General features: G+C 55.6%; 8 protein-coding genes. All 8 read left to right on the top strand.

The window, feature by feature from the left end:
• Nucleotides 1–15 precede the first annotated feature (15 nt).
• The 8 genes from glgD to DWX75_RS06890 all read left to right on the top strand — a co-directional run bounded on the left by glgD (nt 16) and on the right by DWX75_RS06890 (nt 15,827).
• Nucleotides 16–1,122, top strand: a complete 1,107-nt coding sequence (gene glgD, locus DWX75_RS06925) for a glucose-1-phosphate adenylyltransferase subunit GlgD (RefSeq protein ID WP_118015608.1) — start codon at nt 16–18, stop codon at nt 1,120–1,122.
• Between the two features lie 102 nt (nt 1,123–1,224).
• Nucleotides 1,225–3,693 carry a glycogen/starch/alpha-glucan phosphorylase gene (locus DWX75_RS06920; protein WP_118015607.1) on the top strand — a complete coding sequence of 823 codons (2,469 nt, stop codon included), beginning with the start codon at nt 1,225–1,227 and terminating at the stop codon, nt 3,691–3,693.
• Nucleotides 3,694–3,758: 65 nt separating this feature from the next.
• Nucleotides 3,759–6,131 (top strand): 1,4-alpha-glucan branching protein GlgB, encoded by a 2,373-nt coding sequence (gene glgB / locus DWX75_RS06915; RefSeq protein WP_118015606.1) that lies wholly within the window; start codon nt 3,759–3,761, stop codon nt 6,129–6,131.
• A 29-nt stretch (nt 6,132–6,160) separates the two neighbouring features.
• The gene (gene glgA / locus DWX75_RS06910; RefSeq protein ID WP_118015605.1) at nt 6,161–7,597 is read left to right on the top strand and encodes a glycogen synthase GlgA; all 1,437 of its coding nucleotides are present in this window, start codon (nt 6,161–6,163) and stop codon (nt 7,595–7,597) included.
• Between the two features lie 74 nt (nt 7,598–7,671).
• The gene (gene malQ / locus DWX75_RS06905; RefSeq protein WP_118015604.1) at nt 7,672–11,124 is read left to right on the top strand and encodes a 4-alpha-glucanotransferase; all 3,453 of its coding nucleotides are present in this window, start codon (nt 7,672–7,674) and stop codon (nt 11,122–11,124) included.
• Between the two features lie 195 nt (nt 11,125–11,319).
• Nucleotides 11,320–13,248 carry an EAL domain-containing protein gene (locus tag DWX75_RS06900; RefSeq protein ID WP_118015603.1) on the top strand — a complete coding sequence of 643 codons (1,929 nt, stop codon included), beginning with the start codon at nt 11,320–11,322 and terminating at the stop codon, nt 13,246–13,248.
• A 146-nt stretch (nt 13,249–13,394) separates the two neighbouring features.
• Entirely contained in the window at nt 13,395–14,135 is a 741-nt protein-coding gene (locus tag DWX75_RS06895) for a hypothetical protein (protein ID WP_233519508.1), read from the top strand.
• An 87-nt stretch (nt 14,136–14,222) separates the two neighbouring features.
• Nucleotides 14,223–15,827 carry a DUF4127 family protein gene (locus DWX75_RS06890; RefSeq protein ID WP_118015630.1) on the top strand — a complete coding sequence of 535 codons (1,605 nt, stop codon included), beginning with the start codon at nt 14,223–14,225 and terminating at the stop codon, nt 15,825–15,827.
• Nucleotides 15,828–15,890 lie beyond the last annotated feature (63 nt).

Below are 15,890 nucleotides of genomic sequence, written 5' to 3'. Positions count from 1 at the left end.
TCGGAGTGAATAAAATTGAAAACAGTAATGGGAATCATCAATCTCCAGGAAGATAATGGTATGATCCGTGAGCTCACAGAGCGCCGCGCCGTTGAGTCCCTGCCTTTTGCCGGCCGCTATCGCCTGATGGACTTCACGCTGTCGAGCATGGTCAATTCGGGCATCCAGAATGTGGGCGTCATGCTGCCGGCCAAGCCGCGTTCCGTTCTCGATCACCTGCGTTCCGGTAAGGATTGGGATCTGGCACGCCGTCACGATGGCCTGTTTTATCTGCCGTCGCCGCAGAGCGAGGAGATGAAACGCCAGGGAGATCTCAAGAACTTCTACTACAATCTCGATTTCTTCGAGCACAGTTCCCAGAAATACGTCCTGCTGACGGGCGGCAGCTTCGTCTACAACATGGATTTCAATGAACTCCTGCGCTTCCATCAGAATACGAACGCAGATATCACGATGGTCTATTACACCGCATCGCAGGAGTCCACCGGTCACAATGTGGTTATCGAGACGGCGGAGAACGGACTCGTCGAGGATATTGCGGAGAAACCGGCCGTCTATGATGGTTCCAAGGTCGCGATGAATGTTTTCCTGATGGAGAAACGCATCTTCGTCGAGATGATCCGCTACACATACGAGCATGGCGGGCAGGACCTGCTGCTCGACGGCATCATCCGCCGGGCCAAGGAGTACAACATCTATGGCTACGAGCACGATGGCTATGTGGCACATGTCGATTCCACGGCCTCGTTCTACAAGGCGAATATGGATGTGCTGAATCCTTCCACCTGGGAGGAGCTCTTCATGGGCGATAATTCGATTTACACGAAGGTCAAGGATGAGGTCCCGGTCCAGTACAAGGATTCGGCCGTGGTCAAGAATTCCCTGATCGCCAATGGCTGCATCATTCGCGGCGAGGTCGAGAACAGCATCCTGTTCCGCGGCGTCACCGTCGAGAAAGGAGTCAAGATCAAGAATTCGATCATCATGCAGAAATGCGATATCAAGGAAGACTCTCTGCTGGAGAACGTCATCTGCGATAAGAACGTGGTGATCACCAAAGAGAAGTGGCTCAAGGGCGCTCAGAATTATCCGCTCATCGTAACAAAGAATGTGGTGATTTAAGTTTGGACAAGCCGTTGTAAAGAAGGAAATCCTGTGCATCTGCCAGGGGCTGATTTACAGCGGCTTTTCTTATAGGATACCATAGCCAAGGGAGTGTTTTATTTGGCAAGAGAGAACAAAGAACAGAAACAGAAGAACCGTGAGTTCGAGCAGTTCAAAGAGAATCTGAAGCTGCGTTTCGTCAATACGGCCCATGTCATGTGGGGACGCGACATCAAGGAACTCACGGAGAATGAAGTATACCAGACGGTGGCTGCGACGGCCAAGCAGTACATCACCGACAACTGGATCAAGACGAACAAGACGTATGCAGAACGCCAGGAGAAGCAGGTGTACTACTTCTCCATCGAGTTCCTGCTCGGCCGCCTGCTCAAGTCGAACCTCATGAATCTCGGCATCGAGGAAGCCGTCAAGGAAGTGCTCGAGGATTTCCACCTGAGCCTTTCGGAGACGTTTGAGGAAGAGCCGGATGTTGGTCTCGGCAACGGCGGCCTCGGCCGTCTCGCCGCCTGCTTCATCGATTCCATGGCTGCGCATCGCCTGCCGGGTCACGGCTGCAGCATCCGCTATCAGTACGGCCTGTTCGAGCAGAAGATCGTTGACGGCAATCAGGTCGAGATCCCGGATAACTGGCTCAAGAACGGCTTTGCCTGGGAGTACCGCAAGCCGGATAAGGCCATCGATGTCAAATTCAACGGCAATGCCTACATGAAGAAGATGGAGGATGGCAGCCTCAAGCTCGTCTACGAGAATCCGATGACGGTCATGGCTGTGCCGTACGATGTGCCGATTGTCGGTTATCACAACAACACGGTCAACACGCTGCGCCTCTGGAATGCCGAGGTCAACCGCGACTTTTCCGATTACGGCATGCTGACGCAGGAACAGCTGCGTCAGAAGCAGGAATACCGCAATTTCGTCGAGAGCATCACGCAGTTCCTCTATCCGGATGACAGCACGTACGATGGCCGTCGCATGCGCCTCATACAGGAATACTTCCTCGTTTCGGCCGGCGTCCAGAGCATCGTCCGCCACTACAAGAAGACGGGCATGGATATCCATGAGTTCGGCCAGAAGATTGCCATCCACATCAACGATACGCATCCGGCACTCTGCGTCGCAGAGCTCATGCGCATCCTCGTCGATGAAGAGGACCTCGAGTGGAATGAGGCCTGGGCCATCACGAAGAACACGATTGCCTACACGAATCATACGATCATGCCGGAGGCCCTTGAGAAATGGCCGGTCGACATGTTCAAGCCGCTGTTGCCGCGCATCTACATGATCGTCGACGAGATCAACCGCCGCTGGCTCATCGATGTGCGTGACCGCTATCCGAACAATGAGGACAAGGTGCATGCCCTGTCCATCATCCAGGACAACATGGTCCATATGGCACGCCTGGCCATCGTCGGCGGCCACAGCGTCAACGGCGTGGCGAAGATTCATACGCAGATCCTCAAGGATACGACGCTGCATGATTTCTACGAATACAATCCGCGCATGTTCAATAACAAGACGAACGGCATTACGCACCGCCGCTGGCTCATGGGCGCGAACCCGGAGCTCGCGGATCTCATCGATGCGACCATCGGCAGCCGTCGCTGGCACCGCCATCCGGAACAGCTCGATCTCCTCAACGATGCCGTCGAGGATAAGCCGTTCCTCGAGAAGCTCAATGCCATCAAGCATCTGCGCAAGGAAGCGCTCGCGGCCTATGTCAAGAAACACAACGGTCTCGAGGTCGACCCGGACAGCATCTTCGATATCCAGGTCAAGCGCATCCATTCCTACAAGCGCCAGCTCATGAACATCATGCACATCATGTATCAGTATCATAAGCTCAAGACGGACCCGTCCTTCGACATGCTGCCGACGACGTATTTCTTCGGCGGCAAGGCGGCGCCGGGCTATTACATCGCCAAGGAAACGATCCGTCTCATCAATGCCGTGGCGGAGAAGATCAACAACGATGCGTCGATCCATGGCAAGATCAAGGTCGTCTTCATCGAGAACTTCGGCGTATCCATCGGCGAGATCGTCTATCCGGCAGCCGATGTCAGCGAGCAGATCTCGACGGCATCCAAGGAAGCTTCGGGCACGGGCAACATGAAGTTCATGATGAACGGTGCCATCACCCTTGGCACGCTCGACGGCGCCAATGTCGAGATCCGTGATGCCGTGGGCGGCGACGCGAACTGCGTCATTTTCGGTCTCAAGGCGGATGAGGTTCTCAACTATTACGCAACGGGTACGTATTCTGCCTGGAACGAATACAATACGAACGAGAATGTCCGTACGGTCATGAATCAGTTCACGGATGGCACGTATGGCAACTTCCAGTCGCTTTACGACTATCTGCTCAAGGACAACGATGAATTCTTTATCCTGAAGGATTTCAACGCCTATGCAGATGCTCATGTCGAAATCATGAACCGTTATCAGAAACGCTTCCAGTGGTTGCGTTCTTCTGCCATGAATATTGCGAACTCGGGCGGCTTCTCGTCCGACCGCACCATCGATGAATACGCGAAGGAAATCTGGCAGATCAAGCCGGTCATGATCCCGTAAGCTGTGAATCGCTAGAGCAGGAACTTGCTTAGGATTCCAAGGGGATACACAGAAAGGGGATTATTGTGAAAACATCGGATTTAAGCGAATTTGACCTCTACCTGTTCCATCAGGGAACCAATTACCATGCCTATGAGATGCTCGGCGCTCATTTCGTCGAACAGGACGGGCGCAAGGGCGTGCGTTTTGCCGTCTGGGCTCCGCATGCGAAATCCGTCAGCGTGGTGGGCGATTTCAATAGCTGGGATACCCGGGTCAATCCCATGACGAAGGCCCATGACGGCGAGATCTGGCAGGTATTCATTGAAGGCGTCGAGGAAGGCGCCGTCTACAAGTACGCCATCGAGCCGCAGTGGGGCGGCCCGCGCATCATGAAGGCCGACCCGTATGGCTTCTATGCGGAGAAGAAGCCGGAGACGGCTTCGCGCGTCTACGACCTCAGCCACTATACGTGGCATGATGCCGACTGGATTGAGCGCAAGAAAGGTGAATCGTCCTACGGCCGTCCGATGCTGACGTACGAGGTGCATGCGGGCTCCTGGCGCCGCACGGCCGATGGCGAATATCTCTCGTACCGCGATCTTGCCGATCAGCTCATCGATTACGTCAAGAAGATGAACTACACGCACATCGAGTTCATGCCGCTTTGTGAGCATCCGTTCGATGGTTCGTGGGGCTATCAGATCACGGGGTACTATGCCGTGACGAGCCGCTTCGGCACGCCGGATGATTTCCGTTATCTCGTCGACAAGGCCCATGAGAACGGCATCGCCATCATCATGGACTGGGTGCCGGGCCATTTCTGCAAGGATGAACAGGGCCTGCGCCACTTCGACGGCCAGACGCTCTATGAATCGGACAACGAGCAGCTCGCCGAAAACTGGGAGTGGGGCACGACGAATTTCGACTACGGCCGCACCGAGGTCCAGAGCTTCCTGATTTCCAATGCGATGTTCTGGTTTGAGGAGTACCATATCGACGGCCTGCGCATCGATGCCGTCGCCAACATGCTTTACCTCAACTACGGCCGCAAGGATGGCGAGTGGACGCCGAATAAATACGGCGATACGGGCAATCTCGAGGCCATGGATTTCCTCAAGAAGCTCAATGAGAACATCTTTAAGTACCATCCGCAGGCCCTGATGATCGCTGAGGAATCGACGGCCTGGCCGCTGATCTCGAAGCCGGTGTACATGGGCGGCATGGGCTTCAACTACAAGTGGAACATGGGCTGGATGAACGATATGCTGCGCTACATGTCGCTCGACCCGATTTACCGCAAGTGGAACCACGACAAGGTTACGTTCTCGTTCATGTATGCCTTCAGCGAGAATTTCGTGCTGCCGCTTTCGCATGATGAGGTCGTGCACGGCAAGTGCTCGCTGATCAGCAAGATGCCGGGCGACTACTGGCAGAAGTTTGCGGGACTGCGCACATTCTTCGCGTACTGGATCGCGCATCCCGGCAAGAAGCTGCTCTTCATGGGCGGCGAGTTCGGCCAGTTCATCGAGTGGAATTACGATGACAGCCTCGACTGGCATCTGCCGCAGCAGTACCCGATGCACAAGAAGATGCTTGAGTACAGCCGCGCGCTCAACAAATTCTACTGCGATCACAAGGCTCTCTGGGAAGTCGACTTCGACTGGAACGGCTTCCAGTGGATTGACTGCAACGACAGTGAGAACAGCATCGTATCCTTTATCCGCAAGGCGGATGATCCGTCGGATTACATCGTTGCCATCTGCAACTTCACGCCGGAGGTCCGCCATGGTTACCGCGTGGGCATGCCCGAAAAAGGCGCGTACCTGGAAGTCTTCAATTCGGATGACGAGGCCTTTGGCGGCAGCGGCGTGAAGAATGAGGGCGAGATCCTTACGGAAGATGTCAAGTGGCACGACCGCGACCAGTCTGTCGTGCTGACAATCCCGCCAATGGCCACCATCTATCTGCGTCATAAGGGACAGCTTGAGGGCAAGCGGTCTTTTGACGATGCTGCGGCGGTAAAGACGGAAGCCATCGGCCATGAAGAACAGGATTCCGCCGCTGGGGCGGAAGCCGCCGCAGTCCGCAAGACCACGCGCCGCAAGAGCACGGCCAAGAAGGCTGAGGAGACGACGGAGGCACCGAAGCGCCGCCGCGGCCGTCCGCGCATGACCGACGAGGAAAAGGCCGCAGCCAAGGCCAAGCGCGAGGCAGCCAAGGCTGCCAAGAAGGCCGCAGAAGGCGAGACGGAGGAGAAGCCGAAGGCGCGTCGCAAGCGCACGACGGCTGCCTCTTCCTCCGCGTCCACGACGCGGAAAACGACGGCGCGGAAGACGACGAAGTCGGCAAAATCCACGAAATCTGCCAAATCCACAACAGCAAAAAAGACGACCACCAGAAAGAAAACAGCCGCAACCAAAACCGCATCCAAGGAAGCTGCCGCTGGTGAAGCCTGATTAACAGCAATACAAGGAGGAACAATCGCATGAAAGTACTTTATGTTGCTTCAGAAGCGGTGCCATTTGTCAAGACGGGCGGCCTGGCTGATGTAGCCGGCTCTCTGCCGCAGGCATTGCGCGGCGAGGATGTCGATGTAAGGGTCATCCTGCCGAAATACGGCCAGATCCCGGAGAAATTCCGTCAGGAGATGAAACACATCTATGATGGAGAACTGCCGGTTTCCTGGCGCACGAAATACGTCGGACTCGACATGCTCGAATACAACGGCGTCACGTATTACTTTGTCGACAATGAAGAATATTTCAAGCGCGATGGCTTCTACGGTTACGGTGACGATGCCGAGCGCTTCTCGTTCTTCTGCCGCGCCGTGCTGAACCTGCTGCCGGCCATGGATTTTTGGCCGGATGTCATCCATACGAATGACTGGCACACGGGTCTTGTCAATGTCTTCCTGAAGCTTGAGCATCAGGGCGACGAGCGTTACGAGAAGATCCGCACGCTCTACACGATCCACAATCTCAAATACCAGGGCATCTTCCCGAAAGATGTCATGAGCGATGTTCTCGGACTCGACTGGAAGTATTTCAACAACGGCGACCTTGAGTTCTACGATGCCGTCAATTTCATGAAGGGTGGGCTCATCTACGCGGACTTCATCTCGACGGTCAGCAAGACGTATGCCAAGGAAATCCAGTATGAGTATTTTGGCGAGCATCTTGACGGCCTGCTGCGCAGCCGCAGTGATACGCTGTTCGGCATCACGAACGGCATCGACTACAATGTCTACAATCCCGCCACGGACACGAATCTCTTCGAGACGTATGATGTGGACACGCTTGACCGCAAGGCCGACAACAAGACGGAGCTCCAGAAGATGCTGGGCCTGCCGACGGGCCGCCGCATCCCGATGGTGGCCGTTGTTTCCCGCCTGGTCGCAGCCAAGGGCCTCGACCTCATCGTGCGCATGATGGACGAGATCCTGCAGCATGAGGATATCCAGTTCGTCGTGCTCGGCACGGGCGACAAGCCGTATGAAGACTGGTTCAAGGGCCTGGCATGGCGCTTCCCGAAGAAGGTCTCGGCCAACATCCGCTTCTCGAATCAGCTGGCACAGCGCATCTACGCGGCAGCGGACATCTTCCTGATGCCGTCGAACTATGAGCCGTGCGGCATCGGCCAGCTCATTGCACTGCGCTACGGCGCCGTACCGCTTGTCCGTGAGACGGGCGGCCTCAAGGATACGGTCATCCCGTACGACAAGTACACGAAGAAGGGCAATGGCTTCGTGTTCTCCGACTACAATGCTCATGAGATGATGTATGCCCTCAAGCGCGCCCTGAGTGCTTACGAGAATTACGGCGAGTGGGAGCAGATCGTGGAAAATGCGATGCACTCGGACTACAGCTGGAAAGAGTCGGCAAAGGAATACAAGCAGCTTTATGCAAAGCTGATAGAAAAATAAGCAAGGCAAGGGGAGGGGCGGCAGATTCTGCCGCCTTTCTTTCCGCAAGAAACAAAGGAAGGAAGGGAATATGAATGCTGGAGCAAAATCAAGTCCGACATGATTCCCAGAACATCGCCTATCGTTCACCAGTCGGTGCTGCGGAGGCGGGCAGCAAGGTCCGCATGGGAATCAGGCTGTGGACGAAGGAAGGGATCCGTCAGGTACTCCTGCGCTGCTGGCACGACCAGACCGGCGAAAAGCTAATCCCGATGACGACGAATGATGATCCGAATGCCGAACAGCATGATTATACGGGTACCTGCGTCATGCCGGAAAAGGGCGGCCTCATCTGGTATTATTTCATCATCGTCATGGAGGATGGAACCTGGTTCTATGGCAACAACCCCGAGCAGCTCGGCGGCGTCGGCATGGTCTACGACCACGTGCCGCCGTCGTTCCAGATCACGGTTTACAACAAGGGCGCGAAGACGCCGGACTGGTTCAAGCATGCCGTTATGTATCAGATTTTCCCCGACCGGTTCTGCCGCGAGGGCAATGAGATCATTGAGAAGAAGGGCGGCGTCATCCATACCTGCTGGCAGGATGATCCATGTTACTACAAGGATCCCGATACAAAGGAAATTGTCGCCTATGATTTCTTTGGCGGCAATCTCAAGGGCATTGAAAAGAAGCTCGATTACCTCAAGGATCTCGGCATTTCGGTTATTTACCTCAACCCGGTCTTTGAATCGGAGAGCAATCATCACTACGATACGGGCGATTATCATAAGATCGATCCCATCCTCGGCACGAATGAGGATTTCCATCATCTCGTGGCCGAGGCGAAGAAAAAAGGCATCCGCATCATCCTCGATGGTGTGTTCAGTCATACGGGCAGCAACAGCCGTTACTTCAACCGCAGTGGACAGTACAATACGATCGGTGCATTCCAGTCCCCGGATTCACCGTATTACGAATGGTACAATTTCCGCAATTTCCCCTATGAATACGACTGCTGGTGGAATTTTTCCACGCTGCCGAATGTGACAGAGACGACGCCGTCCTATATGGACTTCATCATCTACAAGCCGGACAGCGTCCTGCATCATTGGATGGGTGAGGGCATATCCGGCTGGCGCCTCGATGTCATCGATGAACTGCCGGCTGCCTTCTCGCAGGCCTTCTACGCTGAGCTCAAGAAAACGGACCCTGAGGCCGTGATGATCGGCGAGGTCTGGGAGGATGCTTCGCACAAGGTCGCCTACGGCGTGCCGCGCGAATATCTCTGCGGCCAGGAAATGGACTCGGCGATGAACTATCCGTTCCGCAAGATCCTCTTTGATTTCCTGCTCGGCCATGCCGACGGCATTGCCTGCCGTCGCCGCTTCGAAAGCCTGCGTGAGAATTACCCCAAAGAGAATTTCTACGCGATGATGAACCTCATCGGCAGCCACGATGTCGAGCGCGCGATGACGATCCTCGGCGAAGCGCCGTATTACGACAGCATGCCGGCCATCGAGCAGTCGCGCTTCCGCATGGACAGCGACCAGTACAATCTGGGACTGGCTCGTCTCCTGATGGCGGCACTCTGGCAGATGACGTATCCGGGCGTGCCCTGTGTCTACTACGGCGATGAGATTGCCATGCAGGGCTTCAAGGATCCGTATAACCGCCGTCCCTATGACTGGGAGCATGGCGATACGTATGTGCGCAGCTGGTACGAGCGCCTCATCCGCATGCGCAATGAACATGTAGCCCTGCAGACGGGCGAGCTTCTGCCTCTCTATGCGGATACTGATGTCATGGCATATGCCCGCCTGATCCGCGGCGGCCAGGATGTCTTCGGTGCGGAGGCCCCCAATGAAATCTTCATCGTGCTCTTCAACCGCAGCCGCAATGAGGAGAAGACCGTCACAATCAACGTGCAGGATTTTGCGAGCGGCACGTTTGCCGATGCCTTCCAGGAAAGCACGAAGTACGAGATCCAGGATGGCAAGCTCACGGTGAAGCTGCCGCCGCTCAAAGGCCAGCTGCTGTACCATGAGAAGCCAGTGCGTCATTACCCGCGCAAGGCCGGCGTCCTGCTGCATCCGAGTTCCCTGCCATCGAAGTACGGCATCGGTGACTTCGGCAAGGAAGCATATCGCTTTGTCGACTTCCTCAGGGCTGCCGGACAGAAGGTCTGGCAGGTTCTGCCGCTCGGACCGGTGGACTACGGTTATTCCCCTTACCAGTCCCCGTCCGCATTTGCCGGCAATCCGCTGCTCATCGATATCGATGAACTCGTCGAAGCCGGCTGGCTGACGCGCAAGGATGTCAAGCTCCCGTTTGTTGAAAAGGACGATACCGTTGAATTCGAGGCAGTCAAGACCTTCAAGACCCGCTGCTTCAAGCGTGCCCATGTGGAATTCCAGAAGGATGCGCATGCGCAGGCGGATTATCAGGCCTTCTGTGCAAAGGAAGCCTACTGGCTTGATGATTACGCGCTGTTCCAGGCTGCCAAGAAGGAATACCGCGGCGCCAGCTGGACGTCCTGGCCAGAGCCTGTCAAGCTGCGCAAGCCCGATGCCCTGAAGAATCTGCGCGACCGTCTGGCAGAAAATATTTCGCTGGAAAAATTCGTGCAGTACCTCTTTTATCGTCAGTGGCAGCGCCTGCATGAATACGCCAATGCTGCGGGCATCCAGATCATGGGTGATATGCCGATTTTCCTGTCGCAGGACAGTGCGGATGTCTGGGCCAACCAGTGCCTCTTTGATCTCAACTCCGACGGCACGCCGCATACGGTTGCCGGCGTACCGCCTGACTACTTCAGCGCGACCGGCCAGCTCTGGGGCAATCCGCAATATGACTGGCAGGCCATGAAGGCTGAGGATTACGCCTGGTGGAAGCGCCGCTTCCATAAGCTCTACGAACTCGTGGACATCGCGCGCATCGACCATTTCCGCGGCTTTGAATCGTATTGGGAAATCGACGGCAAGGCTAAGACGGCTATTAACGGCTGCTGGAAGCCGGGGCCGGGCAAGCCGTTCTTCGATACAATCATGAAGGAACTCGGCAACCTGCCCATCGTGGCGGAGGACCTCGGCATCATTACGCCGGAGGTTGAGAAGCTCCGCGACGACTGCAAGTTCCCGGGCATGAAGGTCCTGCAGTTCACGCTCCAGTTCAATGAATGCGGACGCCTCGGGACTGTGGCGCCGGAGAACAGCGTCGTCTATACGGGCACGCACGACAACAACACGATGCTCGGCTGGCTCAAGCACGATATCCCTGCTTCGCAGCGCGACGCCGTGGCTCATCTCGTGCACGCGGATGGCAAGCCGCTGCCAGAAGTCGTCCAGCAGCTCATCGCGTATGCCTATGCGTCGGATGCGCGTCTGGCCATCGTCCCGATGCAGGATATCCTGGCACTCGACAGCAACGCGCGCATGAATACGCCGGGCACGGCAGAAGGCAACTGGAAGTGGTGCCTGAAGCCCGATTACCTCATGGAGGTCGATGCCTCGCATCTGGCCAAACTCTGTCAAACATACAACCGCTGACCCCTTGAGCGTTTGTCTTTCTCTGAAGCTGCAGCATATATGTGCTGTGGCTTCTTTTTATTTTGAAATTGATTGACAGATGTTTAATGATGTAGTATGGTAAAGGCGTGATATTCTAAATAATATTTATGATAAGATATATTAACAAGAAAAATTATTAGCAGATAGATGCATTTATGGCTATGAGGTAGAAGCATGCAATATCATTATGAATTTGTCTGGGCGACGCTGGCCGTACTCGGAATCTTGTTTTTATTTTCATTTTTCAAGACTGTTCTGCCGATTCGCCGCAACGTGATGTTCCGCCGGCTGCTGGTGGCGGAGTTTTTTACGGTGGTATTCAACGTGCTTTCTTGTCAGCTCAATACGGCTTATGAGGGCATTCCCCTATGGCTGCTCAACACCTGTGATCTTGCGTTCTTTGTGGGATTCGTATGTCGGGATTTTGTTTTCTATTGTTACGTCGAGTCACTTGTGCAGGAGCGGTCACCGTCCATACGCATGCCGCGTTTCCTTGTCTGGACGGTCGTTGAGATCTCGCTGCTGCTTATTCTGACGTCGCCCTGGTCGGGGCTCGTTTATTCCATCAATGACAGCGGCTATCATATCGGGCGCTTTTACCGCCTCGTCCTCTACGCGAATTCTTATTCGTATCTGCTCTTTTCCATCTGTCTCATCCTGGCCGCCGTGGGACGCAAGGTACTGGGCAACACGGAGAAGCTGGCTCTGCTCGGCGGCTGTCTCATCCTGATCGTCGGGGATGTCGCGCGCATGGTGTATCCAATGTATCTCATCATGGATTCCTTCTACATGCTTTCGATTCTTGTCATGTATCTGGCCTTCCAGAACCCGGATCTTTATACGGAGCGCAAGACGGGCCTCCTGAATCAGTCAGCAGTGCTTTCGCTGTTGCAGGAATTCGGAAAGCACGGCGATTTTTCCGTGTTCGCGCTGGTCCTGGATGATTTTTCGGAGAACCGCAGGCTGTATGGCGTCCGCCAGATGGATGCGGGCCTGCGCATCATTGCGGAGTACCTGCGGACACGCCATCCGGATTGCTTTGTTGCCTATCTGGAGGAAGGCCGCTTCATCCTGATTGCCCGGCAGGTGCTGCCGTTTGACCAGATGTGCCGCGATTTCGACCAGCGGCTGCAGGAGCCCTGGCATGATCAGCATGTCAGCCTTTACCTCACGGCAAGCTATGTGGCTTTCCGCGGTCCGTTGATGGTCAGACGTCCGGAAAGCTTCCTGAACTACGTGGCGACGGCGCTGCAGATGGCCGAGCAGCAGAACCAGCTCGTCATCATCGATGAGCGCGAGCGTCAGAAGGCCGAGCATGATGCGAAAATCCGCGCTGCCGTGGACCGGGCGGTCAAGAACAATACGGTGGAGGTGTATTACCAGCCGTTATATGGCACGAAGGAGCAGCGCATCATCGGCGCGGAGGCGCTTTCCCGCATCGTCGACCCCGAGCTCGGCATGATTTCGCCCGGCGAATTCATCCAGGTCGCGGAGCGCAGCGGCAGCATCACGCAGCTTGGTGAGCAGGTCTTCGAGAAGGTCTGTGCATTCCTCGAGCAGCAAGATACGAAGGCACTTGGCATCGACAGGATCAATGTCAATCTTTCGCCTATCCAGTGCCGCGATGAACGCATGCCGGAACGTCTGGTCGCCATTGCCAGGCGCCATCATGTAGACTTCAGCCAGCTCAAGCTCGAAATCACGGAGTCGGCTCTGGCGGATCGTAATGTCCTGCAGGCTAACATGAAGCGGCTCGAGACTCATCATGCCGTCTTCTCACTCGATGATTTCGGCACGGGATATTCCAATCTCATGCGTGTCCTGCGCTTCCCGTTCAGCGATGTCAAGCTCGATATGACGTTCGTGCAGGCGTATTTCAGCCGCCATAACCGGCTGCTGCCGGCCATCATCGACGGGTTCCAGTCCTTCGGTGTCCAGATTACGGCCGAAGGCGTTGAGACGCAGGAGATGGCACGCGAGCTCACGCGGCTTGGCTGCGGCATCCTGCAGGGATATTACTTCTCAAAACCGCTTTCTGAAGCGGATTTCGTGGCCTATGTCGCACGTACGCGGCAGGATCCGGAACATACCATCCGCTTCTGAGCATGACTGCCTGATTTTTACATTATATTTCCATGAGAGAGGAACCGATGCGCGCTGCACGGTTCCTTTTTGTGTGATTCTGTGGTATGCTAGAAGTGTTGTTTTTTGACAAGAATTTTCGAGAACGAACATAGAAGGTGCTTTTTATGATTGACATGCCAGCGAACTGGATGGAGAAAATCCAGCATGTTGATTGGTCGAAAGTCAAGGCGGCGGTGGCCGATTACGGCCCGGTGCTTTCCGTGCTGCGCCAGACCTGGTCGAAGGAGTCCCTGCTCGAGATCAGTCAGGGCAAGCTCTTCGTGCCGGATGATGTCATCAATGACGCCATTGCGAAGCAGATGACGGATGATGGCGCGGTGACGGAAGTCACGATCAAGTCCCATGAGAACGGGCGCCTCGATATCACGGCCAACACGAAAAAAGTCGGTCCCGTCGAAGTGTCGGGGGAGATTAAGGAATTCGTGCATCAGGGTGACAGCTCGTATGCTGTTTACCGGGTACGCAGCAAGAATATCCCGAATCACGGGCTGATGTCCTGGGTGTTCTCGCGCATCTCCCTTTCCATGGCGGAGCGACTCGTCGGCCATATGGAGATGCCCGATAATCTGCCGGTCACCGTTCATCACAATACGGTCCGCGTGGATTACAGCAAGGCCCTGGCAGCCTCGGACTTCGGCAAGACGGAGTATCAGGGGCACCGGCTGATCGATATGATCGAGATCGAGGGAGCCACGCCGAAAGAGGGCGGCGTGGAATTCGATACGAAACTCAATGTGCCCGATGATGTCAAGCAGGCGCTGCTTGCCGTGCTGACTTCGGATACCAGCACGTCTGGTGAGGATGGGGCTGACAGCACGTCAGAAACGGATGCATCTGCCCAGTGAGGCGGATGAAGAAAGATGAGTTTCGCAAGATAGAGATATGCAGAGAGAAAAAGAGAAGGGAGCGATTCTTTGAGCAAGCGCATCATCATGCTCATGGCTGTCCTGTGCACACTGCTGATGGCCGTGCCAACGGTTTCGGCGCACCACAAGACAGAGAATAAAGTAGAGAAGATCCTTTATATTCCGCACGACAACCGGCCAATCTCGGATAAGCAGACGGCGGAGGTCGTCGAGAAGTTGGGCTATGAGGTGGTCGTGCCGCCCGATGATATGCTCGGCAGCCGTGATGATCTCGGCAAGCCGGATGAGCTCTGGAACTGGCTGCAGCAAAATGCCCAGGATGCCGATGCCGCAGTCATTTCGTCGGACTCCATGCTGTACGGCAGCCTCGTGGGCTCGCGCAAGCATGAGTATTCCAAGAATGAGGTGCTGGCGCGCGCCGACCGCTTCAAGTCGTTCCGCAAGGAACATCCGAAGATGCAGCTCTACGTGTTCGGTTCCATCATGCGCACGCCGCGCACGGGCGAGGCTTCGGGTCATGAAGAACCGGGCTATTACCGCAACTACGGCTCCGATATTTTCCGCTACACGGTCCTCAAGGACAAAGAGGAGATGGAGGGGCTGACGCGCCGCGAAAAGAAGGAATATGAGTTCCTCGGACGACTGATTCCCAAGAAATCCCTGGCCGACTGGATGGGACGCCGCGAGAAGAATTTCGCCGCCAATGAGAAGATGATTCAGCTTACGCGCGACAATGCCTTCAATTATTTTGTGCTCGGACGCGATGACAATGCGCCGTATTCCCAAACGCATCTTGAGAGCCGCCATCTGTCGGCTGAGGGCAAGGATCTCGGCAAGACGCGTTTCCAGGCCATGGCTGGCATCGATGAGATCGGCATGCTGATGCTGACGCGTGCCGTCAACGATATCCGCCGTGACGTGCCGTTCGTTTTTGTCCGCTATAACTGGGGCCGCGGCGAATTCACCGTGCCGTCGTATTCCGACGAGAAGATTGGTGACTCCATCGCTTCGGCCATCACGGCCGCCGGCGGCATGCAGGTCAAATCGCCGGAGAAGGCCGATCTCGTCCTCACGGTCAACACGAATCCGAATGGCAGGACTGGTGAGGCCAATGACCGCGACAACGACGGTACGCCGCGCGAGGGCACGAAGTATTTTGCTGATATCGTCAGCGATTACGTCGCGAAGGGGTATCCGGTCGGCGTGGCCGATATCGCCTATGCGAACGGTTCGGACAATGCCCTGATGAATGAGCTGCGCGACCGCGGCCTGCTCTTCAAGATCCGCGCCTATGCCGGCTGGAATACGCCGACGAACAGCACGGGCTTCGTCATCGGCGAGGGCATGCTCACGCGTCACATGAAGGACGATGCCGTCGATCAGCTGCTCATTACGCGCTATCTGGACGACTGGGCGTATCAGGCCAATGTCCGCAACATCATTGCCCGTCAGCTGACGTGGCTGCGCGGCGACGGTGTTTACGGCAGCCTGGATTCCAAGGTGGACGCCGTTTCGCGCCGCTCTTCGCGCATGATGACGCGCTTTGTCGAAGACAATCTGCCGCCGTTTGATTCGCTGGCCGAGATTGACGTGCGTTTCCCCTGGAACCGCATGTTTGAGGCGGATATCCAGCATTCTGCGAAGCAGGAAGTCAATTATTTCGCGCGTTGAGCCACTTTCTTGCATGATCAAAAGCAGTCAGAGATTTGTCTCTGGCTGTTTTTTCATGGAATG

Origin of the sequence: Mitsuokella sp. AF21-1AC (genome assembly GCF_003458855.1) — a bacterium.
Classification (GTDB): domain Bacteria; phylum Bacillota; class Negativicutes; order Selenomonadales; family Selenomonadaceae; genus Mitsuokella.
Note: the sequence above shows the minus strand (reverse complement) of the source record. Positions and strands in the feature narration are given on the sequence as shown.

What these genes read in the sequence shown, in the direction of transcription:
- glgA (WP_118015605.1), top strand. Translation starts at nt 6,161, where the DNA reads ATGAAAGTACTTTATGTTGCTTCAGAAGCGGTGCCATTTGTCAAGACG.
- malQ (WP_118015604.1), top strand. Translation starts at nt 7,672, where the DNA reads ATGCTGGAGCAAAATCAAGTCCGACATGATTCCCAGAACATCGCCTAT.
- DWX75_RS06900 (WP_118015603.1), top strand. Translation starts at nt 11,320, where the DNA reads ATGCAATATCATTATGAATTTGTCTGGGCGACGCTGGCCGTACTCGGA.
- DWX75_RS06895 (WP_233519508.1), top strand. Translation starts at nt 13,395, where the DNA reads ATGATTGACATGCCAGCGAACTGGATGGAGAAAATCCAGCATGTTGAT.
- DWX75_RS06890 (WP_118015630.1), top strand. Translation starts at nt 14,223, where the DNA reads ATGCTCATGGCTGTCCTGTGCACACTGCTGATGGCCGTGCCAACGGTT.